This window comes from Frateuria soli, assembly GCF_021117385.1.
Classification (GTDB): domain Bacteria; phylum Pseudomonadota; class Gammaproteobacteria; order Xanthomonadales; family Rhodanobacteraceae; genus Frateuria_A; species Frateuria_A soli.
On the sequence record NZ_CP088252.1, the window covers coordinates 2686471 to 2713328 of the forward strand.

General features: G+C 69.5%; 30 protein-coding genes. 7 read left to right on the plus strand and 23 right to left on the minus strand.

Annotation, left to right across the window (positions count from 1 at the left end):
- Position 1: 1 nt before the first annotated feature.
- The 6 genes from tpx to LQ771_RS12340 form a co-directional block, all read right to left on the minus strand.
- Positions 2-502 carry a thiol peroxidase gene (gene tpx, locus LQ771_RS12315; protein WP_231349705.1) on the minus strand — a complete coding sequence of 167 codons (501 nt, stop codon included), beginning with the start codon at positions 500-502 and terminating at the stop codon, positions 2-4.
- Positions 503-526: 24 nt separating this feature from the next.
- A complete protein-coding gene (locus LQ771_RS12320) occupies positions 527-964 on the minus strand; it encodes a CopD family copper resistance protein (protein ID WP_231349706.1) in 438 nt (145 codons plus the stop codon).
- A 128-nt stretch (positions 965-1092) separates the two neighbouring features.
- A complete protein-coding gene (locus tag LQ771_RS12325) occupies positions 1093-1650 on the minus strand; it encodes an SCO family protein (protein ID WP_231349707.1) in 558 nt (185 codons plus the stop codon).
- 4 nt (positions 1651-1654) lie between these two features.
- Positions 1655-2434 (minus strand): formylglycine-generating enzyme family protein, encoded by a 780-nt coding sequence (locus LQ771_RS12330; RefSeq protein ID WP_231349708.1) that lies wholly within the window; start codon positions 2432-2434, stop codon positions 1655-1657.
- A gap of 3 nt (positions 2435-2437) precedes the next feature.
- Positions 2438-3958 carry a copper-containing nitrite reductase gene (nirK, locus tag LQ771_RS12335; RefSeq protein ID WP_231349709.1) on the minus strand — a complete coding sequence of 507 codons (1521 nt, stop codon included), beginning with the start codon at positions 3956-3958 and terminating at the stop codon, positions 2438-2440.
- A 135-nt stretch (positions 3959-4093) separates the two neighbouring features.
- On the minus strand, positions 4094-5332 hold the full coding sequence (locus LQ771_RS12340; RefSeq protein ID WP_231349710.1) for an NnrS family protein: 1239 nt from the start codon (positions 5330-5332) through the stop codon (positions 4094-4096).
- Positions 5333-5569: 237 nt separating this feature from the next.
- On the opposite strand from LQ771_RS12340, the gene LQ771_RS12345 reads away from it, so the two are divergent.
- Positions 5570-6007 (plus strand): universal stress protein, encoded by a 438-nt coding sequence (locus LQ771_RS12345; protein ID WP_231349711.1) that lies wholly within the window; start codon positions 5570-5572, stop codon positions 6005-6007.
- A gap of 40 nt (positions 6008-6047) precedes the next feature.
- Here the strand turns inward: LQ771_RS12345 and LQ771_RS12350 are convergent, their stop codons facing one another.
- Genes LQ771_RS12350 through LQ771_RS12365 form a run of 4 tightly spaced genes read right to left on the minus strand, consistent with a single transcriptional unit; the run spans position 6048 to position 8912 of the window.
- Positions 6048-7382, minus strand: a complete 1335-nt coding sequence (locus LQ771_RS12350; protein WP_231349712.1) for an ATP-binding protein — start codon at positions 7380-7382, stop codon at positions 6048-6050.
- A complete protein-coding gene (locus LQ771_RS12355; protein ID WP_231349713.1) occupies positions 7382-8050 on the minus strand; it encodes a response regulator transcription factor in 669 nt (222 codons plus the stop codon). The genes LQ771_RS12350 and LQ771_RS12355 overlap by 1 nt, the downstream gene beginning before the upstream one ends.
- 3 nt (positions 8051-8053) lie before the next feature.
- Positions 8054-8623, minus strand: a complete 570-nt coding sequence (locus tag LQ771_RS12360) for a cytochrome b/b6 domain-containing protein (protein ID WP_231349714.1) — start codon at positions 8621-8623, stop codon at positions 8054-8056.
- 16 nt (positions 8624-8639) lie between these two features.
- Complete coding sequence (locus LQ771_RS12365) at positions 8640-8912, minus strand: PepSY domain-containing protein (RefSeq protein WP_231349715.1); 273 nt, start codon at positions 8910-8912, stop codon at positions 8640-8642.
- A 203-nt stretch (positions 8913-9115) separates the two neighbouring features.
- Here LQ771_RS12365 and LQ771_RS12370 point away from each other — a divergent pair, with 203 nt between their 5' ends.
- Positions 9116-10507, plus strand: coding sequence for an MBL fold metallo-hydrolase (locus LQ771_RS12370; protein ID WP_231349716.1), 1392 nt, complete (start codon positions 9116-9118; stop codon positions 10505-10507).
- Here LQ771_RS12370 and LQ771_RS12375 read toward each other — a convergent pair.
- From LQ771_RS12375 to hppD, 9 genes are all read right to left on the minus strand, one after another.
- A complete protein-coding gene (locus LQ771_RS12375; RefSeq protein ID WP_231349717.1) occupies positions 10494-11093 on the minus strand; it encodes a DUF2238 domain-containing protein in 600 nt (199 codons plus the stop codon). The genes LQ771_RS12370 and LQ771_RS12375 overlap by 14 nt on opposite strands.
- A 5-nt stretch (positions 11094-11098) precedes the next feature.
- On the minus strand, positions 11099-11860 hold the full coding sequence (locus tag LQ771_RS12380) for a helix-turn-helix domain-containing protein (RefSeq protein WP_231349718.1): 762 nt from the start codon (positions 11858-11860) through the stop codon (positions 11099-11101).
- Positions 11861-11884: 24 nt separating this feature from the next.
- On the minus strand, positions 11885-13285 hold the full coding sequence (hemN, locus tag LQ771_RS12385) for an oxygen-independent coproporphyrinogen III oxidase (RefSeq protein WP_231349719.1): 1401 nt from the start codon (positions 13283-13285) through the stop codon (positions 11885-11887).
- A 103-nt stretch (positions 13286-13388) separates the two neighbouring features.
- Positions 13389-13634: a hypothetical protein gene (locus LQ771_RS12390; RefSeq protein ID WP_231349720.1), complete on the minus strand. Its 246-nt coding sequence runs from the start codon at positions 13632-13634 to the stop codon at positions 13389-13391.
- A 74-nt stretch (positions 13635-13708) separates the two neighbouring features.
- Positions 13709-14695, minus strand: a complete 987-nt coding sequence (locus tag LQ771_RS12395; protein ID WP_231349721.1) for a fumarylacetoacetate hydrolase family protein — start codon at positions 14693-14695, stop codon at positions 13709-13711.
- Positions 14696-14713: 18 nt separating this feature from the next.
- The gene (locus LQ771_RS12400; RefSeq protein WP_231349722.1) at positions 14714-15301 is read right to left on the minus strand and encodes a lectin; all 588 of its coding nucleotides are present in this window, start codon (positions 15299-15301) and stop codon (positions 14714-14716) included.
- Entirely contained in the window at positions 15301-16599 is a 1299-nt protein-coding gene (gene hmgA, locus LQ771_RS12405; protein WP_425491352.1) for a homogentisate 1,2-dioxygenase, read from the minus strand. Before hmgA ends, LQ771_RS12400 begins: the two co-directional genes overlap by 1 nt.
- Positions 16600-16620: 21 nt before the next feature.
- Complete coding sequence (locus LQ771_RS12410) at positions 16621-17019, minus strand: endonuclease domain-containing protein (protein WP_231349724.1); 399 nt, start codon at positions 17017-17019, stop codon at positions 16621-16623.
- Between the two features lie 52 nt (positions 17020-17071).
- Complete coding sequence (gene hppD, locus LQ771_RS12415; protein WP_231349725.1) at positions 17072-18166, minus strand: 4-hydroxyphenylpyruvate dioxygenase; 1095 nt, start codon at positions 18164-18166, stop codon at positions 17072-17074.
- Between the two features lie 136 nt (positions 18167-18302).
- On the opposite strand from hppD, the gene LQ771_RS12420 reads away from it, so the two are divergent.
- Positions 18303-18785, plus strand: a complete 483-nt coding sequence (locus LQ771_RS12420) for a MarR family winged helix-turn-helix transcriptional regulator (protein ID WP_231349726.1) — start codon at positions 18303-18305, stop codon at positions 18783-18785.
- Between the two features lie 64 nt (positions 18786-18849).
- Here LQ771_RS12420 and LQ771_RS12425 read toward each other — a convergent pair whose 3' ends face one another.
- Both LQ771_RS12425 and LQ771_RS12430 read right to left on the minus strand, forming a co-directional pair.
- Positions 18850-20355, minus strand: a complete 1506-nt coding sequence (locus tag LQ771_RS12425) for a peptide MFS transporter (protein WP_231349727.1) — start codon at positions 20353-20355, stop codon at positions 18850-18852.
- 164 nt (positions 20356-20519) lie between these two features.
- Positions 20520-21362: a tryptophan 2,3-dioxygenase gene (locus tag LQ771_RS12430; protein WP_231349728.1), complete on the minus strand. Its 843-nt coding sequence runs from the start codon at positions 21360-21362 to the stop codon at positions 20520-20522.
- Positions 21363-21642: 280 nt separating this feature from the next.
- On the opposite strand from LQ771_RS12430, the gene pdhA reads away from it, so the two are divergent.
- From pdhA to LQ771_RS12450, 4 genes are all read left to right on the plus strand, one after another.
- Positions 21643-22728 carry a pyruvate dehydrogenase (acetyl-transferring) E1 component subunit alpha gene (gene pdhA, locus LQ771_RS12435; RefSeq protein WP_231349729.1) on the plus strand — a complete coding sequence of 362 codons (1086 nt, stop codon included), beginning with the start codon at positions 21643-21645 and terminating at the stop codon, positions 22726-22728.
- Between the two features lie 3 nt (positions 22729-22731).
- The gene (locus LQ771_RS12440) at positions 22732-23712 is read left to right on the plus strand and encodes an alpha-ketoacid dehydrogenase subunit beta (RefSeq protein ID WP_231349730.1); all 981 of its coding nucleotides are present in this window, start codon (positions 22732-22734) and stop codon (positions 23710-23712) included.
- A 175-nt stretch (positions 23713-23887) separates the two neighbouring features.
- On the plus strand, positions 23888-25276 hold the full coding sequence (locus LQ771_RS12445; RefSeq protein ID WP_231349731.1) for a dihydrolipoamide acetyltransferase family protein: 1389 nt from the start codon (positions 23888-23890) through the stop codon (positions 25274-25276).
- A gap of 162 nt (positions 25277-25438) precedes the next feature.
- On the plus strand, positions 25439-25822 hold the full coding sequence (locus LQ771_RS12450; RefSeq protein ID WP_231349732.1) for a VOC family protein: 384 nt from the start codon (positions 25439-25441) through the stop codon (positions 25820-25822).
- Positions 25823-25871: 49 nt separating this feature from the next.
- On the opposite strand, the gene LQ771_RS12455 is transcribed toward LQ771_RS12450, so the two are convergent.
- Positions 25872-26516: a DUF6348 family protein gene (locus LQ771_RS12455; protein WP_231349733.1), complete on the minus strand. Its 645-nt coding sequence runs from the start codon at positions 26514-26516 to the stop codon at positions 25872-25874.
- Positions 26513-26851: a hypothetical protein gene (locus tag LQ771_RS12460; RefSeq protein ID WP_231349734.1), complete on the minus strand. Its 339-nt coding sequence runs from the start codon at positions 26849-26851 to the stop codon at positions 26513-26515. Before LQ771_RS12460 ends, LQ771_RS12455 begins: the two co-directional genes overlap by 4 nt.
- Positions 26852-26858: the final 7 nt, after the last annotated feature.

A 26858-nucleotide genomic window follows, 5' to 3' on the forward strand; every position in this document is an offset into this window, starting at 1 on the left:
CTCAGCCCAGCGCGGCCAGCGCCGCCTCGTAACCGGGCTCCTCGGTCAGCTCGTCCACCAGTTGCGCGTGCAGCACGCGGTTGTCCGCATCCAGCACCACCACCGCACGCGCGGCCACGCCAGCCAGCGGGCCGGTGGCGAGCGCCACGCCGTAGTCGGCCAGGAACTCGCGGCCACGCATGGTCGAGAGCATCACCACCCGCTCCAGCCCCTCGGCGCCGCAGAAGCGCGCCTGCGCGAACGGCAGATCGGCCGAAATGCACAGCACCACGGTGTTGTCGAGCTTCGCCGCGAGCTCGTTGAAACGGCGCACCGACGCGGCGCACACGCCCGTGTCGATGCTCGGGAAGATGTTGAGCACCTTGCGCTGGCCCGCGTAGCTGGCAAGCGCCACGTCGGCCAGGCCCTTGCCGACCAGCGTGAACGCGGGCGCCTGCGACCCCTTGGCCGGGAACGTTCCCGTGACCTCGACCGGCTCGCCCTTGAACTTGACCTGCGACATGACGCTTTCTCCTTGGGATGAGACCTACAAGTAGAACATGGTCTTGGCCAGGAACACGATGCCGACCATCAACGCCAGCACCACCCGATGGGTGTGGCGGAAGCGGCACACGCTCATGCGCCCATGCGCACCAGCCCAGACCGCGTTGACGAACACGCCCAGCACGGCGAAGGCAAGCGTTACCTTCAGCAGCAGGAACGTGCCGAACCGCGTGCCCACGCAGGCGATGCCCGCGCAGCGCAGGTCGAACAGCAGGCCGCCGCTGACAAACAGCAGCACCACCACGAACGGCATGAAGCGTCGCACGCGCGCCATCACCGCCTGCTCGATGGTTGCCATGGTCGCCGCGTCGAAGCGCCTGTGCAGGCCTTCCAGCACCAGCACCTCGAACGCCGCCGCGCCTGCGAAGACGATGGCGCAGGACAGGTGCAACAGCAGGATCCAGGGATACCAGGCGGCCATGCTCGGTGCCTCGTGCGGGGAAGCACGCAGCTTGCGCCGCATCGGGCCGCGCGGCCCTGACCTGCATCATGGCGCCCGGACAGCGGCAGGCTCCCCCCGCGATCGGCGCCCCGCTGGGCGGCCTCGCGCTACTTCGCCGTTGCCTTGCGCACGGCGGCGACGAACTCCGGGTCGGTGCGTCCGATGATGTTGGTGCGCGCCACGATGCGACCGTCCGCATCCAGCAGAAGCAGCGCGCTGGAATGGTTGAAGTCGCCGTCGGGAAGCTTGCGGTACTGCACGCCCAGCAGCGCGGCGAGCGCGCGGGTGTCCCGCGGCCCGGTGCGCGCCAGCGTCCACCAGCGCAGGTCGAGCTTGTGCGCAGCGGCGTAGCGGCGAAGCGCGTCGACATCGTCGCGTTCGGGGTCGAAGCTCACCGCGAGCAGGTGCAGGTTCGCCGGTTCGCCGGCGGCGCGGCGGGTCGCCTTCATCGTGTCGATGATCATTGGGCAGACCATCGTGCACGAGGTGTAGAACATGCTCACGATCTGCGGCGTGCCGCGGCGGGCGGCGAACGACGCGGTATGGCCGTCCTGGTCGGTGAGCGGTACGGTCAGTTGGTAGAGCGAGTCGGAGGGCAACGGCGAGGCCGCGTGCGCGACACCGGCACACAGCAGGACGAACAGGAGCGGCAACAATCGTTTCACGGATTCACTCCGGACGGGCGCAGCGGAAGCCCAGGTTGGCGGTGGTATCGGTGGCCTTGAGCGAGGAGAGCATGGCCACGCGCATCAGCGTGGCGTAGTTTTCCTTCTGCTCCATGCTGATGGCGCCGGCGCCGCAGAACTTGAGCTTGTCGGCCCCGTCCTGCTCGCGGCTGTCGGCGCTGGTCATCATGGCGTTGAAGTCCTCCACCCACTCCCACACCAGGCCGTTGAGATCGCGCACGCCGTGGATATCGGGCTTGCCGCCGACCGGCGGCAACGCATCGTTGGAGGGGCGCGCGTACCAGGACAGCACGCGCTCGCGCCAGGCCGGGTCGCTGCGGGCGTCGGCGCGGGTGGCGTCCGCGGCGGCCGCGTACTCCCACTCGTACCAGGTCGGCAGGCGGGCCTGCTCGCTCTCGCAGTACGCCTGCGCGGCGAACCAGCTCACCCGTGTCACCGGCTGGCGCGGCAGGGCCGCGGGGCCGAGCTGGTCGGGCGCGGCCCATTGCGACAGGTAGCGGCCATCGGCGAACACGCCCGGCACCCGGTCGCGGCGCCACTGGGGATGACTCTTCACGAAGGCCAGGAACTCGGCGTTGGTCACCGGTTCGCTGCGCAGGCGGAAAGGCTTGAGGACGGCCGGCGCCGTCTTGCCGTCGGCCGGCAGCACGCTTTCGAAGCGGCCGCCCGGCAGCGGCCGGTACTTCGACGACGCGCCGTCCGCCGCCAGGGTCGGGCCACCCAGCAAGAGGCCGAGCAGCATCAGGGCGAGACGCCGGCGCATCGGTCAGTGCTCCGTGGCCGGCGCCGGGGCCGGCTGGGCGCGTACCTTGGCCACCTCTTCCTTGCTCACCTGCCCACCCGGGTTGCCCCAGCTGTTGAGCACGTAGGTGAGCAGGTTGGCGACCTCGTCGTCGGTCAGCTGCGACATCGGCGGCATCACCGAGTCGTAGTCCTTGCCGTTGACCGTGACCTTGCCGGTCAGGCCGTGCAGCGGGATCGAGATCAGGTGGTCCTTGTCCTGCTTGGCCAGGTAGTCGGACTTGGCCAGCGGCGGGAACACGCCGGGCAGGCCTTCGCCGTTGGCCTGGTGGCAGACCGAGCAGGTGCCGGTGAACAGCTGCTTGCCGGCGGCGATCTGGTCTTCCTTGCTGAGCGTGCCGGCGGCGTTGGCCTTGGCCGCGGTGGTCACCGCATGCAGGTTCGGCTCGGCGCGGTCGCCCAGGTACACCGAGTCGACCTCCTTGCCGGAGTAGACCGACTTGTTCTCCGCACCGTCGACCTTGAGGATCGCCATCGCGCCCTTGTTGAACGCGCGGAAGATCGAGTGGTCGACCATCACGTAGCTGCCCGGCACGTCGGTGTGGAACTCCACGATCGCCGCGCCGCCGGCGGGAATCAGCGTGGTCTGCACGTTCTCCTGCGGATGGGTGCCGCCTTCCTGCTGCACGCGGTCGAAGATCTCGCCGATCACGTGGAAGCTGGAGATCAGGTTGGGCCCGCCATTGCCGACGAACAGGCGCACCGACTCGTTGGTCCTGGCGGTCAGCGCCTTGTCGCCGGTGAGCGCGCCTTCATGGCCGTTGAACAGCACGTAGGTCGGGTTCTCGTCGATGGCCTTGTCCATGTCGAACGGCTGGTGGCCCTTCTCGCGGTACTTGCCGGTGGTGTAGAAGTCGCCCTGCATCACGTAGTACTCGTGATCGACCTTGGGCAGGCCCTCCGGCGGTTCGACCAGGATCAGGCCGTACATGCCGTTGGCGATGTGCATGCCCACCGGCGCGGTGGCGCAGTGGTAGACGTAGATGCCGGCGTTGAGCGCCTTGAAGGTGAACTGCGACTCATGCCCCGGCGCGGTGAAGCTCGACGCCGCGCCGCCGCCCGGGCCGGTGACGCCGTGCAGGTCGATGTTGTGCGGCATCTTGCTGTCGGGCGCGTTCTTCAGGTGGAACTCCACCGTGTCGCCCTGGCGCACGCGGATGAAGCTGCCCGGCACGGTGCCGCCGAAGGTCCAGTAGGTGTAGCTGACGCCTTCGGAGATCGGCATCTCCTTCTCGATCACCTCCAGCTCCACGATGACCTTGGCCGGATGGTTGCGGTGGATCGGCGGCGGCACGTTCGGCGGGCTGGTGAGCACCGCGTGGATCGGCTCGCCCTGCGGCGGACCGAAGTCCGCGGGTGGCGCCAGCGACGATGAAGCGACCCTGGCCGAGGCCGGTTCGGCGGCATCGGTGGAGGGTTTGTCCGAACAGGCGACCAGGGCCAGCATGCTGGCGGCCGCGAGCACGAGGGACAGCCTTCGTGACATGAGGAATCGCTCCTGTGGTTCCCGGGGATCAGGCTAGGCTCCGGGCCATCGACGCGCTTGACCTGCGTCACGCCCGATACCGGAACCGGCCTGGTGCGTCACCCTGCCACAAGAAGACGTCGCCGTGGTGTCGAGCTAGCCCGGCCTGCCGTCCACGCGCGGCGTGAGATAGATCCAGGCCGAGCGCAGCACCCAGGGCAGGAAGGCCACCAGCCAGCCGCAGGCGGCCACCACCAGCCACAGGTAGCTGTCGCGGGCCAGCTCCGCCCACACGCGCAGCAGCACCACACCCTGCAGCAACACGAAGCAGACCCACGGCACCGCGCCCATCTGCAACGGGCGGCCGGAGTGGCCCTGGGTGACGCGGGTGACCATGGCCACCAGCATCGAGCCGAAGTAGCCGATGGTCAGCACGTGCAGCGGCGCCAGGCCGAGGATCGGGCCGTGCCCGGCGAACAGGCACAGGCTCTGCACCGCGTACAGCGCGAACGCGATCGGCAGCCAGGCGAAGGCCAGGTGCAGCACCCCGAGCAGGCCCGGGCGCATCGCCTTCCACGGCTGCCAGGCGATCGAATGCCAGCCGAACAGCAGCGCCAGCGGCGCGTCGACCACCCACAGCCAGGACTGCGCGTGGGCCAGGTCCAGCCCCAGGTGCGCCAGCAGCAAGAGCCAGATCACCGGCAGGCTCCAGTCGGGTCGGCGCACCACGTAATCCTTCACCAGGTTGCCGCTGAAGAAGGCGACCATGCGGTGCGCCACCGTGAAGTACACCGGCACCAGCAGGCCGAAGGTTCCCAGTTTGACCGCGAAGCGCGCGCAGTGCGCCGGTGCGCCGAACAGGAAGGCGAGGAATGCCGCCAGCCCGAGGGTTCCCAGGCACAGCGCGGCCAGGCACGACCAGGCGTGCTGGTTGCGGTGCTCCGAGGCACGCAGCACGCCGGCCAGCGTGGTGACGCCGACCAGGTAGCCGAGCAGCATCAGGGCCGTACCGGCACGCAGCACCCACGGCATGTCCAGCAGCCCCACGTGCGAGAGCAGGTAGCCGACGAACACGGAGCCGGCCACCGCCACGTAGCGCCGCGGCCCTATCGCCGGCCGGGCGAGCCACTTGGGAAAGGTGGTCAGCAGGAAGCCGAACATGAACATCGGCAGCATGCCGTACTGGGTCAGCATCGCGTGCGCCCAGCCCGGCGGCACCGGCGGCTGCGGCCAGCCATGCCAGCCAAAACGCATCGAGGCCAGCTCCAGCGCCCACCAGGCCATGCTGGTCAGTACTGCCAGCGCACCGGCGAGGAACAGCGGCCGGTGCGGTGCGGCCGCGAGCAGCGCGGCGATGGGTGGAAACGTGCCGGGGGAAGCGGGAGGCTCGCGCATGCGTGGCTCGCAACTGGAGAATGCGAGCCATTCTCCAACCGTCCGCCGGGCGGGGTCGTGATTTGAATCAGCCTTGCGGCAATCGGCCCCGGCGGTGCTTGACGCAGGTCACCATGCGCGGAAGGGGTGCCCTGCATGCTCCGGAACGAGGCTGGCGGGTCGAACGACTCGCCCGGGAACGAGTCTATCGTGCACGATCAGGCCCGCCCCAGCTGCCGCTGAAAACTGGAGAGTCCCATGTACAAGCACATCCTGCTCCCCGTCGACGGTTCGGATCTCTCGCTGCGCGCGGCCGATACCGGCATCGCGCTGGCCCGCCAGATCGGTGCGCGCGTGCATGCGCTGCACGTGGTGGTACCGCTGCCCGCGGTTCCGTTCCTCAACGAGATCATCGCCACCTCCGACTCCGAGTACGCCAACAGCGCCGAGGAAGCCGGCGCGCGCTACCTGGCGGCGGTGCGCGAACGCGCCGACGCCGCGGGCGTGCCCTGCCAGTGCAGCCTGGAGACCGATCCGCGGCCGCACCACGCGATCCTCCAGGTGGCCCAGCGCGAGGGCTGCGACCTGATCGCGATGGGCAGCCACGGCTGGCGCGGACTGGACCGCCTGCTGCTGGGCAGCGAAGCCCAGCGGGTGATCCTGGAATCGACCGTGCCCGTGCTGGTCTGCCGCTAGACCGGTGGGCAACGGCGCGGGCGGGGTTCCGTGCCGCGCCCTAGCCGCCGCTGCGCGGGAGATCGAGCATCACCCGCGCACCGCCAGGGGGCGAGCGATCGAACGCAAGCCGCCCGCGATGCAGCCTGGCGATGGCCTGCACGATGGAAAGCCCGAGGCCGCTGCCCTCGCCCACGCTGCCGGTGGGCCGGTGGAAGCGTTCGCCCAGGCGCGCCGGGTCGGCGAAGCCGCCGCCGCTGTCATCCACGCACAGCCGCACACCGCCCGCGTCGCCGGACACGCGTACCGCGACGTGGCCGTGCGGAGGCGTGTGGCGCAGGGCGTTGTCCAGCAGGTTGTTGAGGGCGATGCCAAGCAGGCCGCGACTGGCGTCCAGGTGCGTGTCGCCGTCCGTATCCAGCGACAGCGCGATCCGTCCCGCGGCGGCGCGCTCGCTTACCTCGCGCAGCGCGTCGCCGGCCAGCGCGGCCAGGTCCAGCGGGCCGGCGTCGTCCAGTTCGCCCGCCTGTTCGACGCGCGCCAGCAGCAACAGCTGGCCGACCAGCCGGTGCATGCGATCGAGCGCGGCCTGCGCGCGATCGAGGTGCTGCTGGCACGCGGCCGCATCGGCGCCCGCGGCCAGGTCCAGCTCCAGCCGCAGCGCGGCCAGCGGGTGGCGCAGCTCGTGCGCGGCGTCGGCGGTGAAGCGGCGCTCGCGATCCAGCGCACTGCGCAGGTGCCCGACCAGCCGGTCGATCGCCTGGGTGAAGGGCGCCAGTTCCACCGGTACGCGCGCGTCGGTAAGCGTGGGTACCAGCGGTGCGTCGGCCTCGACCAGGCGCCGGGTCAGCCGGCGCAGCGGCGACAGTCCGCCGCGCAGGCCGGCGTAGACGATCGGCGGCAACAGCAGCAACAGCCCGAGCAACGCGAACAGCGCCGGCGTGGCGATGCGGCGCACCATCTCGTCGCGCTCATCCAGCGGCGCGGCGACCTGGATGGTGTAGCGGCCGGCGGCGTCGGCACGCTGCAGCACCCGCCAGCGGCGATCGTGGTAATCGACCGTGCGCAGCGGTCGCCGCCGATCGGACGCCAGCGCGGGAAAGGCGTCGCTGTCGACCAGCATGCGACCGCTCGCGTCACGCAGCACGATCGTCGGTCGATGCGCCTCGCGGTCGGATTCGAGCAGGCGGGGCGGCAGGCGGGCGCCAGCCAGCGCCATCGGCTCGGCCGGCACGGTGGCCAGCACGGCGGCGGCCGTGCGCACCAGCATCTGGTCGAAGATCTCGTCGATCTCGTGCAGTGCGCGCCAGCCCATCCAGCCGGCGGCGGCCAGCCATACCGCAAGCACGCCGGCGGCCAGCCGCGCGACCAGGCGCCGGTTGAGCGAGGGACGCATCAGGTCGCCTCCGTCGGCGCCAGCGCGTAGCCGATGCCGCGCAGCGTGCGGATCCACTCCGGCCCGAGCTTGTTGCGCAGGCGGTGGATATGGACTTCCACCGCGTTGCTGGCGACCTCGCGGCCCCAGTCGTAGAGCGCCTCTTCCAGCTGCGCACGCGAGTAGGCGCGCCCGGGATGGCGGGTGAGCAGTTCGAGCACGGCGAACTCGCGCGCGGTCAGTTCCAGCGGTGCGCCGGCCAGCGTGGCGCGGTGCGCGGCCGGGTCCAGTTCCAGCGTGCCGACGCGCAGCACCGGCCCGGGCTGGCCGTCGGCGCGGCGCAGCAGCGCGCGCAGGCGCGCGGCCAGCTCGTCCAGGTGCACCGGCTTGACCACGTAGTCATCGGCGCCCGCGTCCAGCCCGGCGACGCGGTCAACCAGCGCGTCGCGGGCAGTGAGCAGCAACACCGGCGTGACGTCCTGGCGCCGGCGCAGGCCGGCGATGACCGCCGGGCCGCTGCTGCGCGGCAGGTTCCAGTCCAGCACGGCCGCGGCGTAGTCGGTATCCGTCAGCGCCGCGGCGGCCTGCTGGCCGTCGCTGACCCAGTCCACCGCGTAACCGAGCTGGCGCAGGCCGTCGGCAAGCGCGCGGCCCAGCGCCAGGTCGTCCTCGGCCAGCAGGATGCGCACGCGTCAGTCCAGCCTGCGCTTGCGCCCGGTGACCATGGCGCGCACCAGGTTCTCGCGGTAGTGCACGCTCTCGCCGATCGCTGCCGCGACGTGCAGGCCGACCAGTGCGAGCACGCCGTAGGCGAGTACCTCATGCACCTCCTCCAGCCACTCGACGCCGAAGAACGCGTCGGTGGTCTGCAGCCAGCCGGTGAGACCGACCAGCGACACGCCGGCGAGCAGCGCCAGGATCATCACCGCCGCGGCGGGGTTGTGTCCCAGCCGCCGCCGCGAACGGCCGGCCAGGCGCTCGCGCAGGTACGCGCTTACCTGGGCCGGTCGCGGCACCCAGTCGGCGAAGCGCGCGTGGCGCGTGCCGACGAAGCCCCACAGCAGGCGGATGCCGATCAGGGCGAGCACCGCATAGCCCATCCAGCGATGCAGTGCGTCGCCCTCCTCGGTGAGAAAGTTGCCCAGGAACAGTGCCGCCAGCGACCAGTGGAACACGCGTACCAGCGGGTCCCAGACCTTGACGGTGCCGTCCCTGGCGCTGCCCTGCGTGGCGATATCGACCTTGTCGAGGGTGGTGTTCATGCTCGCCTCCGCGGCATCAGCCGCCGCGCTGCTTGACGATGCGGCCGTCGGTGGGATCGAAGTAGATCTCGACCTTCTTGCCCTCGCGGGTCTTGCCGTAGATCTCGTAGCAGTTGCCGGAGACCTTGAAGATGTCGATGGCGTAGCCCTGGTCGAGGATCTTCTGTTTCATGGCCGCCTCGCTCATCCAGCTGGAGCGGGGCGCGTCGGTGCACTTGGGCGCGGCCAGCAGCGTGGCGGGAAGCAGGGCGAGGGAGGCGACGAGGGGGAGGAGGGTCTTGCGGTCCATGATGTTGCTCCGGTGGCGGCGGGATCGCCGTTGGTGGGCATTGGAACGGGAGCGGCTTACCGGGACCTTACCGACTCGAAGCTGCTGCGGTGCGCGCGCCTGCGATGGAAGTGTGCCGCGCGCGGCGTGCCACGCCTTGACGGCGGTCAAACGTGCCGGGGGGCTTCATGCGACAGTTGCCGGAATAGCCACGGAGCGACGCGATGCTCGTCTACAGCTGCCACGGTGCCGCCAAGCAGGTCACGGGTTCCTGCCACCTGATCGAATGCAATGGCCGGCGCGTGCTGGTCGACTGCGGCCTGTTCCAGGGCGACCGTGCCACCGAGCGGATGAACGCCGAGCCGTTCGGTTTCGATCCGGGCTCCATCGACGCCCTGCTGCTCACCCACGCGCACCTGGACCACTGCGGACGGATCCCGCGGCTGGTGCGCCAGGGCTTCCGCGGGCGCATCCTGGCTACCTCGGCCACGCGCGAGCTGGCGCGGCTGGTGCTGCTCGATGCCGCCGGGCTGCAGGAGGAGGACGCGCGCCGCGCCGCGCGCAGCGACCGGCGCGGCGAGGAGGCGATCGAGCCGCTGTACACGCTCGACGACGCCCTCCACGCGATCGACTTCTTCGAGCCGGGCCTGGGCTACGGGCACGACATGGACGTGGTACCGGGCATCCGCGCGCGCTTCCTCGACGCCGGGCACATCCTGGGATCGGCCCAGGTGTTGCTGACGCTGGGCGACGGCGCGCGCCAGCGCACGATGCTGTTCTCCGGCGACCTGGGCAACCCGGGTCGGCCACTGCTGCGCGACCCGGTGCCCGCGCCGGCGGCCGACTATGTGGCGATGGAATGCACCTACGGCGATCGCCCGCACCGCTCGGTGCCCGACTCGGTGGCCGAGCTGTACCAGGCGATCCGCGAGACGGTCGGTCGCCGCGGCAACGTGGTGATTCCCACCTTCGCGCTGGAGCGCGCGCAGGAAATCCTCTACTACCTGCACCTGGGCCTGCGCGACGGCCACGTGCCGCCGCACGTGCGGGTGTTCCTCGATTCGCCGATGGCGATCTCCGCCACCGAGATCTTCCGGCGCCATCCGGAGTGCTTCGACGCGCCGTTCCTGGACACGCTGCAGCACGGCGACCCGTTCGCCATGCCGGGGCTGCACTTCACCCGCGGCACGCCGGAGTCGATGGCGATCAACAGCATCGACGGCGGCGCGATCATCCTGGCCGGTTCGGGCATGTGCACCGGCGGGCGCGTGCGCCACCACCTGAAGCACAACCTGTGGCGCGAGCGCAGCAGCGTGGTGTTCGTCGGCTATGCCGCACAGGGCACGCTGGCGCGGCGGATCATCGACGGCGCCACCAGCGTGCGCGTGTTCAGCGAGGAGATTCCGGTGCGTGCGCAGGTGTGGACGATCAACGGCTTCTCCGCGCACGCCGGGCGCCCCGCCCTGCTGGACTGGCTCGGCCGCACGCCGCGGCGGCGCGTGTTCCTGGTGCACGGCGAGTACGACCGCGGCATGCGCGGGCTGGGCGAGGCACTGACCGGGCTGGGCATGGACTGGCAGATGCCCGGGCTGGGCGAGCCGATCAGGCTCGACTGAGCGCTTTGGGCAGCAGCGCCCACAGCAGGCTGCCCGCGAGCGCGAGCACCATGTCCTTCTGCGAGTCCCAGACGTCGCCCTGGGTGCCCAGGTAGGCCACGCCCAGGTCGCCGGCAAAGACCTCCGCGGCGACCCACTCGATCATCTCGTACAACGCCGACCCGGTGGTGAGCAGTGCCACCACCACGACGCGCAGCGCCAGTCCGCGCAGCGGCGTGCGCGCGGCCGTCCAGTCCGCCACCGCCGGTGCCAGCAGCAGGCCGTAGGCGAAGTGCACCAGCCGGTCGAAATGGTTGCGCCCCGGCGCTGGCGCGACGCCGGTCAGCGCCTGCCACCACTGCGCCCACGGCACCTGCGAGTAGGTGTAGTGCGCGCCCACCTCGTGCAGCAACAGGAACGCGAACAGCGCGACGTAGGCGGAACCGGAGAGCGGCCGGCGCCGGTGCCCGGCCAGCACCACTCCCAGCACGATCACCACCAGCGCGTTTTCCAGCAGCCAGTCGCCGCGGTCGTACGGATCGAGGCCCAGCACCAGCGCCGCGACCAGCAACAGGCCCAGCAGCACCGCCGGCAACCGGCCGGGCACGGGGGTCAGTCCGGCAGCAGGCTGCGGCCGATGTGGTGCAGGCCGGTCGGGTCCAGGATCTGCAACTGGCGGCCCTCCACCTCGATCAGGCGCTGGTTGCGGAACCGGCTCAGCACGCGGCTGACCGTTTCGGCCGCCAGGCGAAGGTAGTTGGCGATGTCCCCGCGCGACATGCTGAGCTGGAATTGCGTGCCGGAGAAGCCGCGCGCGGCGTAGCGCTGGCCCAGGTCGGTCAGGAATGCGGCCATGCGCTCGTCGGCGCTGTGGTCGCCGGCCAGCAGGCTGGCCGAACCCAGTTCCTTGCTGAGCAGGCGGAACAGGTGCGACTGCACCGCCGGCATGCGCGCGGCCAGCGCGCTCATCGCCGGGAACGAGAAGCGGCAGAAGTAGGACGTTTCCAGCGCGATGGCGTCGCAGGGGAAGTGCTCGGGATAGATCGCGTTGAGGCCGATCACCTCGCCCGGGAGGTAGAAACCCAGGACCTGTTCGCGGCCCTCCTTGTCGACCATGCTGGTCTTCACCGTGCCCGAACGCACCGCGAAGATGGCGCGGAACGGGTTGCCGGTGCGGAACACGTACTCGCCGGCGCGGAACGGCCCCACGTGCTCGACCAGGCAATGCAGCTCGCGCAGTTCCAGCTTGCCGTAGCCCACCGCCTGGCAGGCACCGGCAAACGCGCAGGTGCGGCAGAAGTGGGCCTCGTCGCCGTCGTCGGCGATCGGGCTCGGCGGTTCGGGCAGGCGGCCCGCCTGGTTTTCCAAACGCATCAGCTACTACGCCTTTTGGCTCGGTCAGATCGTGCGCGAGAAGCGACGGGGCGCTTCTTCCGCATGCAGGTAGGCATCGAAACACATCGCGATGCTACGCAGCAACAATCGCCCGCGCGCGGTCACCCGGATCATGCGCCCATCCAGCGTCACCAGTCCGTCGTCGGCCAGCACGCGCAGGCGCTCCAGCTCGGCGGCGAAGTATTCGTCGAACAGCAGGCGATGGCGCGCGCCGAACAGGCGCGTGTCGACCTCGCCGTGGCACATCAGCTCGCTGATCAGCGTGCGGCGGATGATGTCGTCCTCGTCCAGTTGCAGCCCGCGCGCGATCGGCAGGCGGCCGGCGTCCAGCGCCGCGTAGTAGCCGGTAAGGTCGCGCGCGTTCTGGCTGTAGGTGTCGCCGATGCGGCCGATCGCGCTGACGCCCAGTCCCACGATGTCGCACTCGCCGTGGGTCGAATAGCCCTGGAAATTGCGCTGCAGCGTGCCTTCGCGCTGGGCCACGGCCAGCTCGTCGTCGGCGCGGGCGAAATGGTCCATGCCGATGTAGACGTAGCCGGCGGCGGTGAGCCGCTCCAGCGCGCGGCCGAACAGGGCCAGGCGGGTGGCCGGGTCGGGCAGCTGGGCGGCATCGATGTGCTTCTGCGCCTTGAACAGGTCCGGCAGGTGGGCGTAGCCATAGACCGCGACGCGGTCGGGATCGAGCGCGATCACCTCGGAGAGCGTGCGGTCGAACCCGTCCACGGTCTGCCGGGGCAGCCCGTAGATCAGGTCCACGCTGGCCGAGACGAAGCCCGCCTCGCGGCCGGCGTCGATCACCTCGCGCGTCTGCGCCACGCTCTGTATGCGGTTGACCGCTTCCTGCACCGCCGGGTCGAAATCCTGGATACCGACCGAGAGGCGGTTGAAGCCCAGTTCCCCCAGCCCGCGCATGTACTCGCCGTTGGCGAAGCGCGGGTCGATCTCGATGCCGAACTCGCGCGCGTTGTCGCGGGCGAAGCTGAAATGGCGCGCCAGCGAATCCATCAGCTCGCGCATGCGCGGCAGGTCGAGGAAGTTGGGCGTGCCGCCGCCGAAGTGGAGCTGGCGCACCGGGCGGTCGCGGTCGAACAGCGGCGCGGTCAGCTCGATCTCGCGGTAGAGCCGCTCCAGGTAGCGATCGGCCTTGGCCACCTCGCGGGTGATCACCCGGTTGCAGCCGCAGTAGAAGCACGGGCTCATGCAGAAAGGCACGTGCACGTACAGCGACAGCGGGCGCGGGATCGGCTCCTCGTTGGACAGCCGTATCGCCTCGCGCAGCGCCGCCTCGCCGAACCCCGCGTGGAACTGTGGCGCGGTCGGATAGCTGGTATAGCGCGGACCGGCGGTGTCGTAACGGGCGATCAGTGCCGGGTCGAAGGCGGGGGCGGCAAGTGCGTGGCTCATGGGTGCAGTGTGCCGGCGCTTTGGCGGCGGCTCTTGACCCGGGTCAAGGCAGGGGCAGCGGCCGGTGGACAGAAGGTCGCGGCCGGGTGGCGACCCGTGCCGGCTAGCCCCGCGGCACCTGCCGCAGGAAGTCACGCGCGGCCACGAGGTCGCCCGCGTCGAGCGCACCGGAAGGGTTGGCGGTTGCCACCTTGCGGCCGCCATGGCAGGAGGCGCACAGGTTGTTCGGCAGCGCGGCGGCACGGGCGGGCGACAGCGCACCGGAGGCGTGCGTCGAGGCGACATGCACCGCCAGGCCAACCAGCGGCGCGGCGAAGGCGACGGCGAGGGCAGGCAGTGGATGCGGCATCGGCGGGCTCCTTCGGTAGACGACGGCCGGCAGGCCGGGACCGCCCGGGCGCCTGTGCGCCCGGGCGGCACCGATCATGCCTTCAGCGGCGTGACGGTTTGCTCGATAGCGCCGAAGATCGAGGCACCCCGCTCATCGGTGACCTCGATACGCAGGCGGTCGCCGAACTTCAGGAACGGCGTGCTCGGCTTGCCGTCGCGCAGCGTCTCCACCGTGCGCTGTTCGGCCAGGCAGGAGGCGCCCTTGCCGGTGTCCTGGTTGGCGATGGTGCCCGAGCCGACGATGGTGCCGGCGGTCAACGGACGGGTCCTGGCCACGTGGGCGACCAGTTGCGCGAAGCTGAACTGCATGTCCACGCCGCAGTCGGCCTCGCCGAACCACTGGCCGTTGAGCCAGGTGCGCATCGGCAGGTGCAGCTTGTCGTCCTTCCAGGCCTCGCCCAGTTCGTCGGGGGTGGCCAGTACCGGGGAGAGCGCCGAGCGCGGCTTGCTCTGCAGGAAGCCGAAGCCCTTGGCCAGCTCGCCCGGGATCAGGCCGCGCAGCGAGATATCGTTGACCAGGCCGACCAGCTGGATGTGCTCCGACGCCTGCGCCGGCGTGACGCCCATCGGCACGTCGTCGGTGACCACGATCACCTCGGCCTCCAGGTCGATGCCGAAGTCCTCGCTCGGCACGACGACCGGGTCGCGCGGCCCCAGGAAGCCGGCGCTGGTGGCCTGGTACATCAGCGGGTCGGTGTAGAAGCTCGCCGGCACTTCCGCGCCGCGCGCGCGACGCACGCGCTCGACGTGCGGCAGATAGGCCGAGCCGTCGACGAACTCGTAGGCGCGCGGCAGCGGCGAGGCCAGCGCGGCCACGTCCAGCGCGAACGCGCCGACGACCTGGGCGGCGTTCAGCGATTCCGACAGCGCATTCAGGCGCGGCGCCACATTCGCCCAGTCGTCCAGCGCCGCCTGCAGCGTCGGTGCGATGTGCACGGCGGTAACCGCCTGCGTGAGATCGCGGCTGACCACGACCAGCGTGCCGTCACGGCCGCCTTCCTTGAGACTTGCCAGTTTCATGAAAACTCCGGATTGAAATTAACCACAGCCTTCCACGTAATCGACCTGCGGCGGCATGCCGGCGCGCCAGCGCGTCACCCTGCCCCGCGCGTCGGTCTCGAAAACCAGCACGCCCACGCCCTGCGGCGCGGTCACGCGCAACACCCTGCCACCGGCGACGTATTTGTGCGGTGTCTCGCTGGCCCGCGCACCGTACAACGTGCGGATCTGCTCCGCGCGCATGCCGACCTTGCCGCCCCCCGGCGCGGTTTCCTTCAGCGTGCCCACGTCGTAGCGGACGAAGCGACCGCCTTCGAACATGAAGGCGAAGTCGGAGGGCGTCTTTACCCACCTCGGCGCCTGGCAGAAGCACGCCTGGCCCGGGGGGCCGAGGCGTAGGAGGTCGCCCTGCCAGGCGTCGGCGAAAGCCTTTTCGTCGATGCCGAAGCGGAGATCACCGTAACCGTCGTAGCGGGCCATGCCCGCAGGAGCCGTATCGGCCGGACGGCTGGTCGCGGCCGCGACCGGTCCGTTGGCCACGGTCGCGGGCGCCGGTGTACTTGCCTGCTCGCCGCTGCCGCAGGCAGCAAGCAGCAGCGCGCAGACCGTGCCCGCGAGCCGGCGCATCAACCGCGTCCCGGCTCGAAGTGCCGCGCGATGCCCTGCCAGCACTCGTAGTAGTTCTTCTGCAGCTGCGGCGATTCCAGCGCCTGCCGGGTCGGGCGGATCACCTTGCGCGTCTCGAACATGAAGGCCATGGTGCCGGTGATCACGTCGGGCCTGGAGAGGTCCGCGCCGGAAGCCTTCTCGAACGTCGCCGCGTCGGGCCCGTGACCGCTCATGCAGTTGTGCAGGCTGGCGCCGCCGGGCACGAACCCTTCCGCCTTGGCGTCATACACGCCGGCGATCAGGCCCATGAATTCGCTGGCCACGTTGCGGTGGAACCAGGGCGGGCGGAAGGTGTGCTGGGCCACCAGCCAGCGTGGCGGGAAGATCGCGAAATCCATGTTGGCCGTGCCAGGCGTGTCGCTGGCGGAGGTCAGCACGGTGAAGATGCACGGGTCCGGATGGTCGTAGCTGATCGAGCCGATCGTGTTGAAGCGGCGCAGGTCGTACTTGTACGGCGCGTAATTGCCGTGCCAGCCGACCACGTCCAGCGGCGAGTGGCCGATCTTCGCCTGCCACAGGCTGCCCTGGAACTTGGCGACCAGGCGGAAGTCGCCTTCGCGGTCCTCGTAGGCGGCGCGCGGCGCGAGGAAGTCGCGCGCGTTGGCCAGGCCGTTGGAGCCGATCGGGCCGAGCTCCGGCAGGCGCAGCATCGCGCCGAAGTTCTCGCAGACGTAGCCGCGCGCCTCGCCGTCGGGAAGCTCCACGCGGAAGCGCACGCCGCGCGGAATCACGGCGATCTCCTGCGGCTCCAGCTCGATCACGCCCAGCTCGGTGGCGAGGCGCAGGCGGCCCTGCTGCGGCACGATCAGCAGTTCGCCATCGGCGTCATAGAAGAACCGGCCTTCCATCGGGCGGTTGGCCGCGTACAGGTGGATGCCGATGCCGTCCTGGCCGGCCGGGCCGCCGTTGCCGGCCACGGTTACCAGGCCGTCGATGAAGTCGGTCGGCTGCGCGGAGCTCGGCAGCGGGTCCCAGCGCAGCTGGTTGGGCGTGGCCGGGGCTTCGTCGAAGCGGTTGTGGAAGCGCTCGTGCGCCAGCGGCTCGAACGGCTCGTGCACCGCCGCCGGGCGGATGCGGTAGAGCCAGCTGCGGCGATTCTGGTGCCGCGGCGCGGTGAAGGCGGTGCCGGAGAGCTGCTCGGCGTAGAGGCCGTGGGCCACGCGCTGGGGCGAGTTCTGGCCCTCGGGGAGGGTGCCTTCGATCGCCTCGGTGGCGAATTCGTTGCCGAAGCCGGATTGGTAACCGCTCGATTGCATGGCGCTCATCGCTCTTGGCTCTTAAAGCCCCTCTCCCTGCGGGAGAGGGGTTGGGGTGAGGGTCCGGTCGCGCGCGGTGCGCAGTATCGCCTCGAGCACCGCGTCCGTTTGTTGCAAGACTTCGTTGTCCCAGAAGCGCACTACACGCAAACCCCGGCCTTCAAGGAAGCGGGTACGCGCCGCATCGATATCTTCGCCGTGTTGCGAACCGTCGAGTTCGACTGTCAGCTTGAGCGCATCACAGTAGAAATCGACGAGGTAGGGAGGGATCGGATGTTGCCGGCGGAACTTCAACCTATCCAGCCGACCCGCCCGCAGGTGATACCAGAGGAGTTGTTCAGCCTCGGTGCCTGATCGACGCAAGCTACGCGCCTGATCCTGCGTCCGTGTCGGTAGCGGCGGGTTGATGCGTCCTGGCATGCCCGTACCCTCTCCCCCAACCCCTCTCCCGGGGGGAGAGGGGCTCAAATGCTCAAAGCACGCCGCGCTTCATCTGGTCGCGCTCGATCGATTCGAACAGCGCCTGGAAGTTGCCCTCGCCGAAGCCTTCATTGCCCTTGCGCTGGATGATCTCGAAGAAGATCGGCCCGATGTTGTTCTGGGTGAAGATCTGCAGGAGCTTGCGCTGCTTGGTCTCCGGGTCGGCGTCGATCAGGATCTTGTTCCTGCGCAAACGCGGCACGTCCTCGCCGTGGTCGGGGATGCGCATGTCGATCACGTCGAAATAGGTGTCCGGCGTATCCAGGAACTCCACGCCCTGCGCACGCATGGCTTCGACCGTGCCGTAGATGTCGTCGGTGAAGCAGGCGATGTGCTGGATGCCCTCGCCGTGATACGCGTCCAGGTACTCGTTGATCTGGCTCTTGGGATCGGAGGATTCGTTGAGCGGGATGCGCACGATGCCGTCCGGCGCGGTCATCGCCTTGGACACCAGCCCGGTCTTGGCGCCCTTGATGTCGAAGTAGCGGATCTCGCGGAAGTTGAACAGCCGCTCGTAGTAGTCCGACCACTTCTGCATGTTGCCGAAGTAGAGGTTGTGCGTGAGGTGGTCGATGAAGGTGAGGCCGAAACCCTTCGGGTTCTGCCCGGCGCCCGGCACGGCCTCGTAGTCGCCGTCGTAGACGTCGCCCTGGGCGCCGTAGCGGTCGACCAGGTACAGCATGCAGTCGCCGATGCCCTTGACCACCGGGGCGTTCACCGCCTTGGTGGCCGCCTTGTGCTCGACCGCCTCGCCACCGTTGGCGAGCACCTTCTGGCACACCTCGTCGGCGGGCATCCTGAAGCGGATGGCGAAGCCGCAGGCGCAGGGGCCGTGCTTGGCGGCGAAGTCGGCGGCGAAGGAATCCGGATCCTCGTTCACCAGGAAGTTCACGCCGTTCTGGCGATAGACAGTGATCGGGCGGGCCTTGTGCCTGAGCACCGCGGTGAAGCCCATCTTGCGGAAGAGCTCGTGCAATTCGCCACCGCGACCGGCCGGCGCGGCGAACTCGACGAACTCGAAGCCGTCGATGCCCATCGGGTTCTCGAAGGTGGTGACCTGCATGCCGAGGTTCGGTTGGGCGTTCATGGCGCTCTCCTCAAAATGGCGAAGACGTAAAGTGGGCGGTGCGGCCACGCCCGCGAGCATCCGCGGGGACCACGAAGATTCCGGCTAGAACTTCGTTATAGTTACATATGCAACCATTTGCAAGGAGCCGCGCCCCGTGCCAGCCAAGCGCCCACCTGCCCGGCCCACCGCCGAACACGCGCCACTCGAACTGGAGCGTTTCCTGCCCTACCGGCTGTCGATCGTCTCCAACACGGTCAGCCAGGCAATTGCCGACGACTACCAGCGACGCTTCGACCTGGGGGTCACCGAGTGGCGGGTGATGGCGGTGCTGGCGCGCTTCGATGGCCTGTCCGCGCGCGAGGTGGCCGAGCGCACGGCCATGGACAAGGTGGCGGTGAGCCGCGCCCTGGCCCGGCTGGTCGAGGCCGGGCGAGTGCACCGCGCCACTCATGACGGCGACAAGCGCCGCTCGGTGCTCAACTTGAGCGAGGCCGGCTGGGCGATCCACGATCAGGTGGCACCGATGGCGCGGGCGCGCGAACGCGAGTTGCTGGCGAAACTCGATGCGGAGGAACAGGCCTGGCTCGAGCGCATCCTGGACAAGCTGATGCCCGAGGAACGCGAGAGTCCGTTGTAGGAGCGCACCTGTGCGCGACCGCCCTACATCACGGTCGCGCACAGGTGCGCTCCTGCAGAGCCCGCTATTTGATCCCGTGCATCAGCTTGTTGATCAGCGGCGAGATCAGCAGCAACAGCACGCCCGAACCCACCAGCACCCAGAAGCAGAAGGTGAAGCCCGACAGCGCCGAGGCCACGGTCATGCCGGTCTCGCCGCTGATCGAACGCGCCACCAGGCCGGAGAAATCGCCGCCGGCGGCCAGCGAAAGGAACCAGCCGCCCATCGCCAGGCCCACCAGGCGCGGCGGCGCCAGCTTGGTCACCATCGACAGGCCGATCGGCGAAAGGCACAGCTCGCCCAGCGTCTGCATCACGTAGCACAGCACCAGCGGCCAGAACGGGATCAGGCCGCCCGGACCCAGCAGTTCCTTGAGTGCATACACCAGCACCACGAACCCGAGGCCATTGAAGATCAGGCCGAAACTGAACTTGCGCGGGATCGACGGCTCCGCCTTGCGGCGCGCGAGCACGGCCCACACCAGCGTCAGCACCGGCGCGAACAGCAGGATCGCCAGCGGCGTCACCGACTGGAACCAGCCGACCGGGAACACCCAGCCGCCGAACATCTCGCGGTCCACCCAGTTCTCGGCGAGGAAGTTCAGGGACGTGCCGAACTGGAAGTAGAACGTCCAGAACACCACGCTGAAGGCGAACACGATCAGCATCGCGATCACGCGATGCAGCTGCACGCGGTCGTGGCGCAGCGCCTCGACGATCAGCGCCGCCGCCACACCGATGAACAACACCCCGAGCAGCCACTGCAGGCCCTCGGCACCGACGTAGGCCAGCAGCGCATAGATCACCGGCACCGCGATCGCCGCGCCGATCAGCACCCACAGCACGCGCAGGCGGTTTTCCATCCCCGGCAACGGACGGCCCACGCCCTTGAGGCCGCGGCGCCCGAACCAGAACCACAGGAAGCTAAGCAGCATGCCCACGCCGGCGGCGCCGAACACGATGCGGTAGTTCTGCTGCATCGGCGTATCGGTGAAATGGGCCGCCATCCAGCCGGTGAGCAGCGGCGCCACGAAGGCGCCGGCGTTGATGCCCATGTAGAACAACGTGAAACCACGGTCGCGGCGTGGATCGTCGCGACCGTAGAGCTGTCCCACCATGGTGGAGATGTTGGGCTTGAACAGGCCGTCGCCGGCGATCACCAGCGCCAGGCCCAGCATCATCAGCGGCTTGCTCGGCACCAGCAGGGTGAACAGGCCCGCGGCCATCACGGCGGCGCCGAGCAGGATCGAGCGCTGGTAGCCGATCACCCGGTCGGCCACGTAGCCGCCGAAGATGGAAGCGGCATAGATCAGCGCGGTGTAGGCGCCGTAGATGCCCGCGGCCCAGCCCTGCCCCGACGGGTCGCCATGGAAGAACTGCGCGACGATGTAGAGCACCAGCGCCCAGCTCACGCTGTAGTAGGCGAAGCGCTCCCAGAACTCGGTCATGAACAGCATCCACAGCGGACGCGGGTGGCCGAGCAGCTGCGGGTAGTGGGGTGCGGCCGGTGCGGCGTCGGCGGTCTGGTGCATGGGTTCCCCTTGGGACATGGAGCGACGCGCTCATCGCGCGCCAACCATTGACGTGTAACCGCCCCGAGGGCGCCGCGTCAATGCCGCGTCCCCTGCAGGAGCGCACCTGTGCGCGACCGCCATGCATCACGGTCGCGCACAGGTGCGCTCCTACGAGGGATCGCTCAGGTACCCAGCACCGTGCGCACATCCAGCAGCTCGGGGAAGAACTCCAGCTCCAGCGCCTTCTTCAGGAACGCCACGCCGGACGAGCCGCCGGTGCCGCGGCGATGGCCGATGATCCGTTCGACGGTCTTCATGTGGCGGAAGCGCCACAGCTGGAAGCTTTCCTCCACGTCCACCAGTTGCTCGCTCAGATGGTACTCGGGCCAGAAATTGCCGCGGTCCTCGTAGATGCGCTTGAGCACCGGCAGCAGGGCCGCGTTGCGGCGATACGGCTGCGTCCAGTCGCGCTCGGTGAGCTCGGCCGGCACCGCATGGCCGCGCCGCGCGAGGTAGTGCAGGAACTCGTCGTACAGGCTGGGCGCCTCCAGCACCTCGCGCAGTTGCGCCTGCGCGGCCGGATCGTAGGCGAACACCGCCAGCATGTCGGCGTGTTTGTTGCCCAGCATGAATTCGATCATGCGGTACTGCAGCGACTGGAACCCCGAGGACGGGCCCAGCATGTCGCGGAACTCCAGGTATTCGGCCGGCGTGAGCGTCTCCAGCACCGCCCACTGCTCGAACAGCTGGCGCTGCACCTGCTTCACGCGGGCCAGCACCTTCAGGCAGGCGTCGACATCGTCCTGGCGCAGGTGGCCGATCGCCGCCTTGAGTTCGTGGATCACCAGTTTCATCCACAGCTCGGAGACGTGGTGCTGGACGATGAACAGCATCTCGTCGTGGTGGCCGCTGATCGGACGCTGGGCGGACAGCAACGTGCCCAGCTGCAGGTAGCCGCCGTAGGTCATCTTGCCGTTCAGGTCGGTCTCGATGCCGGTTTCGAGGTCGCGCTGGTTCTCGCCCATGGGGGTGCGTCCGTTCCTTTTCGGTCGAAGCGGGCATGGTAACGGGCGCGCTTCGCAACCGTTCCTGATCCAGGACAGGGACAGGCCGCCGCGGGCATGCCAGCGGCGCCTGCCCCGCCTCCGCACGCGCGCGCATGTTGCACCGTACCTTGCAGCGCAACATGCCGGCCTGCTATCAAAGGCGGTCTTTTCGGGCCGTTTGCGCGTGCCTGGCCCCACTGGATGGGCCGCCGCCTCCCCAACGTATCCCATCTCCACTCCACCTTCACGGGAGCGAGTCGTGTCCATCGCCGCCAAGTTTGAAATCGAGTACCTGCAATACCTCGACGCCGAGGGCAAGCAGGTGCGTGACGACCTGCCTGCCTTCGCGCAGGACCTGAACCAGATGGTCGAGCTGTACAAGCTGATGCTCTCCACCCGCGTGTTCGACGCCAAGTCGATCGCGCTGCAGCGCACCGGCAAGCTCGGCACCTACGCCAGCTGCCTGGGCCACGAGGCCGCGCACGTGGGCATCGGCAGCGCCATGAAACCCGAAGACGTGCTCGCGCCGAGCTACCGCGAGTACGGCGCGCAGCTCTACCGCGGCGTGCAGCCGCGCGAGGTCTACATGTACTGGGGCGGCGACGAGCGCGGCAACGACTACCAGAACGAGCCGGCGCGCCACGACTTCGCCTGGTCGGTGCCGATCGCCACGCAGTGCCTGCACGCGGCCGGCACGGCGCTGGCCTTCAAGATCCGCAACGAAAAGCGCGTGGCGGTGTGCACCATCGGCGACGGCGGCTCCTCCAAGGGCGACTTCTACGGCGCGATCAACATCGCCGGCGCGCAGAACCTGCCGATGGTCGCGGTGATCGTCAACAACCAGTGGGCGATCTCGGTGCCGCGCAAGATCCAGTCCGGCGCGCCGACGCTGGCGCAGAAGGGCATCGCCGCGGGCCTGTACTGCATCCAGGTCGACGGCAACGACATCATCGCCGTGCGCAAGGCGATGGAGGACGCGCTCGAGCGCGCCCGCAACGGCCAGGGCGGCAGCGTCATCGAGGCGGTCACCTATCGCCTGGGCGACCACACCACCGCGGACGATGCGCGCCGCTACCGCGGCGAGCAGGAGGTCAAGGACGCCTGGGCCAAGGACCCGGTCAAGCGCCTGAAGAACTGGCTGGTGGCCAAGGGCGCGTGGGACGACAAGAAGGAAGAGGCCTGGAAGGCCGAGTGCGACGACTGGATGGACAACGAGGTCAACGCCTACCTCGAGACCAAGACCCAGCCGGTCACCGCGATGTTCGACTACACCTTCGCGGAAGTTCCCGCCGACCTGGAAAAGCAGCGCGACCTCGCGCTCTCGCTCGAGAACAAGGCCCACTAAGTCATGGCACAGATCACCCTTATCGAAGCAGTCACCCAGGCGCTGGCCTACGAGATGGCGCACGACGAATCGGTCGTGGTGCTGGGTGAGGACGTAGGCGTCAACGGCGGCGTGTTCCGCGCCACCCAGGGCCTGCAGGAGAAGTTCGGCGAGCTGCGCGTGCTCGACACGCCGCTGGACGAGACCACCATCGCCGGCGTCACCGTGGGCATGGCCGCGCAGGGCATGAAGCCGGTCGCCGAGGCACAGTTCGAGGGCTTCATCTACCCGATGATGGAGCAGATCGCCTGTCACGCCGCGCGCCTGCGCAACCGCACCCGCGGCCGCATCACGGTGCCGGCGGTGTGGCGAGCTCCGTGGGGCGGCGGCATCCGCGCGCCGGAGCATCACTCCGAGGCGAACGAGCACCTGTTCACCAACATCCCGGGCCTGCGCGTGGTGCTGCCCTCCTCGCCGGCGCGCGCCTACGGCCTGCTGCTGGCGGCGATCCGCGATCCGGATCCGGTGATGTTCTTCGAGCCCAAGCGCATCTACCGCCAGTACAAGGAAGAGGTGCCCGACGACGGCGAGGCGCTGCCGCTGGACGTGTGCTTCGTGCTGCGCGACGGCACCGACGTGACCCTGGTGACCTGGGGCGCGCAGGTGAAGGAAACGCTGGAAGCGGCCGACGCGCTCGCCGCCGAGGGCATCAGCGCCGAGGTGATCGACGTGGCCACGCTCACGCCGCTGGACTTCGACACCATCGCCGAGTCGGTCGCCAAGACCGGCCGTTGCGTGATCGTGCACGAGGCGCCCAAGACCGCCGGCTTCGGTGCCGAGATCGCCGCGCGCCTGGCCGAGGAATGCATGTACGACCTGCTCGCGCCGGTCGAGCGCGTGACCGGTTTCGACACGCACATCCCGCTGTTCCGCCTGGAGATGAAGTACCTGCCCAGCACCGAGCGCGTGGTCGAGGCGGCCAAGCGCACGCTGGCCTCCTCTTAAGCCCTTCTCCCCTCCGGGGAGAAGGTGCCCGGAGGGCGGATGAGGGGCCAAGGCTTGCGGTAACTCCCATCAGGGCGTGAAGGCTTCGATGGATTTCCAGGCGAGCCCAGCCCCCTCACCCCAGCCCTCTCCCCTCAGGGGAGAGGGAGAAAACCCAAAACCTGGAAGCTTACTCATGGCTGACATCAAGACGTTCTACCTGCCCGACCTCGGCGAAGGCCTGCCCGACGCGACCATCGTCGAATGGCACGTAAAGGTCGGCGACACGATCAAGCTCGATGCCCCGCTGGCCTCGATGGAAACCGCCAAGGCGGTGGTCGAGGTGCCCTCGCCCTACACCGGCAAGGTGACCAAGCTGTACGGCGCCGCCGGCGACGTGATCGAGACCGGCGCCGCGCTGGCCGACTTCGAGCCGGACCCCAACGCCAAGCAGCGTGCCGAGGCAGAAGCCACCGGCCATCACCACGGCCCGAAGAAGAGCGTGGGCAGCCCCGCGCCGGACGACGGACGCAAGGTGGTCGCCTCCGACGAGGGCGGTGAAGTCGAGACCGGCGGCAAGGACCGCGAGGACGAGGGCACCGTGGTCGGCGCGATGGTCAGCGGCAACACCGTGCACGTCGAGCAGGCCGCCAGCATCGGTGGCGTCAAGGCGGTTCCCGCGGTGCGCGCGCTGGCCAAGAAGCTCAAGGTCGACATCGCGAAGGTGCGCCCGACCGGCGCCGACGGTGTGGTCACCATGAAGGACGTCAAGGACGCCGCCGCCAACGGCAGCGCCCCGCTCGGCGGCGCGCCGGCGCGCGCGGTCCCGGCCTCGGCCGGCCGCCACCTGGCCCCTGAACTGCCCGAGCCCGGCCCCGCCCCGCAGCGCGGCCCGGTCTCGCTCGCCGGCAAGCCGGTGCGCACCGCGCCGCCGTCGCAGCCGGCCACCGGCCAGCCCGAGCAGCTCAAGGGCGTGCGCCGCAACATGGCCCGCGTGATGGCCGAGGCGCACGCCCAGGTCGTGCCGACCACGCTGGTCGATGACGCCGACCTGCACGCCTGGATCGGCAAGCAGGACATCACCGCGCGCCTGATCCGCTCCATCGTCGCCGCCTGCAAGGCGGTGCCGGCGCTCAACGCCTGGTTCGACGGCAAGAACCTCACCCGTACCATGCATCGCCACGTCGACATCGGCATCGCGGTGGACACCGAGGACGGCCTGTTCGTGCCGGCGCTGCGCAATGCCGACGTGCTCGATGGCGCCGGCGTGCGCGCCGCGATCAAGCGCCTGCGCTCGCAGGTCGAGGACCGTTCGATTCCCTCGTCCGAGCTCTCCGGCTACACCATCAGCCTGTCCAACTTCGGCATGTTCGCCGGTCGCTACGCGACGCCGGTGGTGGTGCCGCCGTGCGTGGCGATCGTCGGCGCCGGCAAGCTCAGCCACGACGTGGTGGCGGTGATGGGTGGCATCGAAGTGCATCGCCGCATGCCGATCAGCCTGACCTTCGACCACCGCGCCGCTACCGGCGGCGAGGCGGCGCGCTTCCTCAAGGCGCTGCTGGACGACCTGGCCCTGCCGCAGTAAGGCGGGGAAACGGCAAGCCCCGCCACGAAAACGCGGGAGGGGCTCGGGAGGGCGAGGTCGTCACCTTGCCCGCCCCAGGAAGAACGGAGCGCCCCGGCGCTCCGTTCTTTTTTTCACGCCGCCGCGCGCACGCTTGGGCCTCCCGCCACACGGAAGCCCTCCATGCACCACAGCCGCATCAGCACCATCGTGCTCGACTGCCAGCTCGACGATCTGGAGCCCGCCATCCGCTTCTGGAGCGCCGCCCTGGGCAAGCAGGTCGAGGATGCCGATCAGGATGGCGATGGCCGCTATGGCGCACTCGCCACGGCCGACGACGAACCGAGCATCCTGCTGCAGAAGGTGTCGCACGAAAGCCGCGTGCACCTGGACATCGAGACCGACGACCTCGACGCCGAAGTGGCTCGCCTCGAGGCACTCGGCGCGCGCGCCATCGCCTTCGTCCGCGAGCGCTGGTGGGTGATGCAGGCGCCCACCGGCCACCGCTTCTGCGTGGTGCAGAAGCAGCGCGAAGCCTTCGGGCCGCACCTCAATCGCTGGGACTAGACGGATCCACGGCGATAGCCACCTTCCAGGAGCGCGCGGCGCCTCACGCTCAATAGTCGCGCACGTCCAGCGCGATCAAGGCGCGCACGTCGTAGGCCTGCGCCGCTTCCGGCCACGCCGGCGCCGCCAGCGCGCGGTCGCCGGCCGGCCACGGTGCGTTGTCCAGCAGCACCTCGGTGGCCAGCGTGCCGTCGGCCGTGCGGCGCAGGAACAGGCGGATCCAGTGCAGACGGGGAGCGAGCGATTCGCCCTTCAGCGCATCGACCACGCCCGCCACGAGACCGGGCGGCACGACGATGTCCGCTCCCTCCACCGCGACGCGCCCGATGAAGGCGTCCCACTGGCGCAGGCCGAGTTCCCATTGCGCCAGGTCCAGCTTGCGCTCGTCGGTGACGTACCAGCAGGCGGCCAGCAACACCGGCAGGTCGCTGCGGGCGAAGCGGTCGAGCGCATCGCGCCAGCCCGCCTCGCCCTGGCCGTTGCCGGCATAGCTGAGTTCGAGCTGGCGGTCCTCGTCCAGCACCAGGTCGATGTCCAGCCGCCCGGGCTGTCCCGGCGCCGGCGCGTCCTGCCAGTGCGCGCGCAGGGCAGGATAGTCGCCATCGGTCAGCAACCAGTCCTCGTCAGGCTCGAGCTCCACCTCGTGACGCTCGAACAGGCGGGCCAGCTGGGCGTGGATTTTTCCGGATGTCATCGCGAGCCCAGGCGCGCCGGGCGCCACAGCAGGAAACGGAACAGCATCGCCAGCACCAGCACTGCCACGCAGGCGCCGTAGCCGAGCAGGGCCGGCAGCACCTGCTGCCAGATCGCCCCGCTCGCGCGGCCGAATTCATCGATCCGGGGCAGCGGTGCGGTCTCGAATCCCCAGCCGGCACTCATGACCGCCGCGATCGCGGCGAGCATCAGGGCGAGCCAGTCGAACGCGCGACGCGCCGCGGTGCGGGGCAGACTCCTGGGGTAGGTGAAGTAGGCCCAGCCCAGCACCAGCAGCCAGGGGGCGAGCAACAGCAAGGCGAGATAGCGAAGCATGCGGTAT

Coding starts and splice junctions, on each gene's coding strand:
- LQ771_RS12400 (WP_231349722.1), bottom strand. CDS start 15,301: ATGCGCCGGCTCGCGGGCACGGTCTGCGCGCTGCTGCTTGCTGCCTGC.
- hppD (WP_231349725.1), bottom strand. CDS start 18,166: ATGAACGCCCAACCGAACCTCGGCATGCAGGTCACCACCTTCGAGAAC.
- LQ771_RS12365 (WP_231349715.1), bottom strand. CDS start 8,912: ATGGACCGCAAGACCCTCCTCCCCCTCGTCGCCTCCCTCGCCCTGCTT.
- LQ771_RS12430 (WP_231349728.1), bottom strand. CDS start 21,362: ATGGGCGAGAACCAGCGCGACCTCGAAACCGGCATCGAGACCGACCTG.
- LQ771_RS12360 (WP_231349714.1), bottom strand. CDS start 8,623: ATGAACACCACCCTCGACAAGGTCGATATCGCCACGCAGGGCAGCGCC.
- LQ771_RS12395 (WP_231349721.1), bottom strand. CDS start 14,695: ATGAAACTGGCAAGTCTCAAGGAAGGCGGCCGTGACGGCACGCTGGTC.
- hemN (WP_231349719.1), bottom strand. CDS start 13,285: ATGAGCCACGCACTTGCCGCCCCCGCCTTCGACCCGGCACTGATCGCC.
- LQ771_RS12330 (WP_231349708.1), bottom strand. CDS start 2,434: ATGCGCCGGCGTCTCGCCCTGATGCTGCTCGGCCTCTTGCTGGGTGGC.
- LQ771_RS12455 (WP_231349733.1), bottom strand. CDS start 26,516: ATGACATCCGGAAAAATCCACGCCCAGCTGGCCCGCCTGTTCGAGCGT.
- hmgA (WP_425491352.1), bottom strand. CDS start 16,599: ATGCAATCGAGCGGTTACCAATCCGGCTTCGGCAACGAATTCGCCACC.
- LQ771_RS12340 (WP_231349710.1), bottom strand. CDS start 5,332: ATGCGCGAGCCTCCCGCTTCCCCCGGCACGTTTCCACCCATCGCCGCG.
- LQ771_RS12440 (WP_231349730.1), top strand. CDS start 22,732: ATGGCACAGATCACCCTTATCGAAGCAGTCACCCAGGCGCTGGCCTAC.
- tpx (WP_231349705.1), bottom strand. CDS start 502: ATGTCGCAGGTCAAGTTCAAGGGCGAGCCGGTCGAGGTCACGGGAACG.
- LQ771_RS12350 (WP_231349712.1), bottom strand. CDS start 7,382: ATGCGTCCCTCGCTCAACCGGCGCCTGGTCGCGCGGCTGGCCGCCGGC.
- LQ771_RS12450 (WP_231349732.1), top strand. CDS start 25,439: ATGCACCACAGCCGCATCAGCACCATCGTGCTCGACTGCCAGCTCGAC.
- LQ771_RS12460 (WP_231349734.1), bottom strand. CDS start 26,851: ATGCTTCGCTATCTCGCCTTGCTGTTGCTCGCCCCCTGGCTGCTGGTG.
- LQ771_RS12320 (WP_231349706.1), bottom strand. CDS start 964: ATGGCCGCCTGGTATCCCTGGATCCTGCTGTTGCACCTGTCCTGCGCC.
- LQ771_RS12425 (WP_231349727.1), bottom strand. CDS start 20,355: ATGCACCAGACCGCCGACGCCGCACCGGCCGCACCCCACTACCCGCAG.
- LQ771_RS12345 (WP_231349711.1), top strand. CDS start 5,570: ATGTACAAGCACATCCTGCTCCCCGTCGACGGTTCGGATCTCTCGCTG.
- nirK (WP_231349709.1), bottom strand. CDS start 3,958: ATGTCACGAAGGCTGTCCCTCGTGCTCGCGGCCGCCAGCATGCTGGCC.
- LQ771_RS12370 (WP_231349716.1), top strand. CDS start 9,116: ATGCTCGTCTACAGCTGCCACGGTGCCGCCAAGCAGGTCACGGGTTCC.
- LQ771_RS12390 (WP_231349720.1), bottom strand. CDS start 13,634: ATGCCGCATCCACTGCCTGCCCTCGCCGTCGCCTTCGCCGCGCCGCTG.
- LQ771_RS12445 (WP_231349731.1), top strand. CDS start 23,888: ATGGCTGACATCAAGACGTTCTACCTGCCCGACCTCGGCGAAGGCCTG.
- LQ771_RS12410 (WP_231349724.1), bottom strand. CDS start 17,019: ATGCCAGGACGCATCAACCCGCCGCTACCGACACGGACGCAGGATCAG.
- LQ771_RS12380 (WP_231349718.1), bottom strand. CDS start 11,860: ATGCGTTTGGAAAACCAGGCGGGCCGCCTGCCCGAACCGCCGAGCCCG.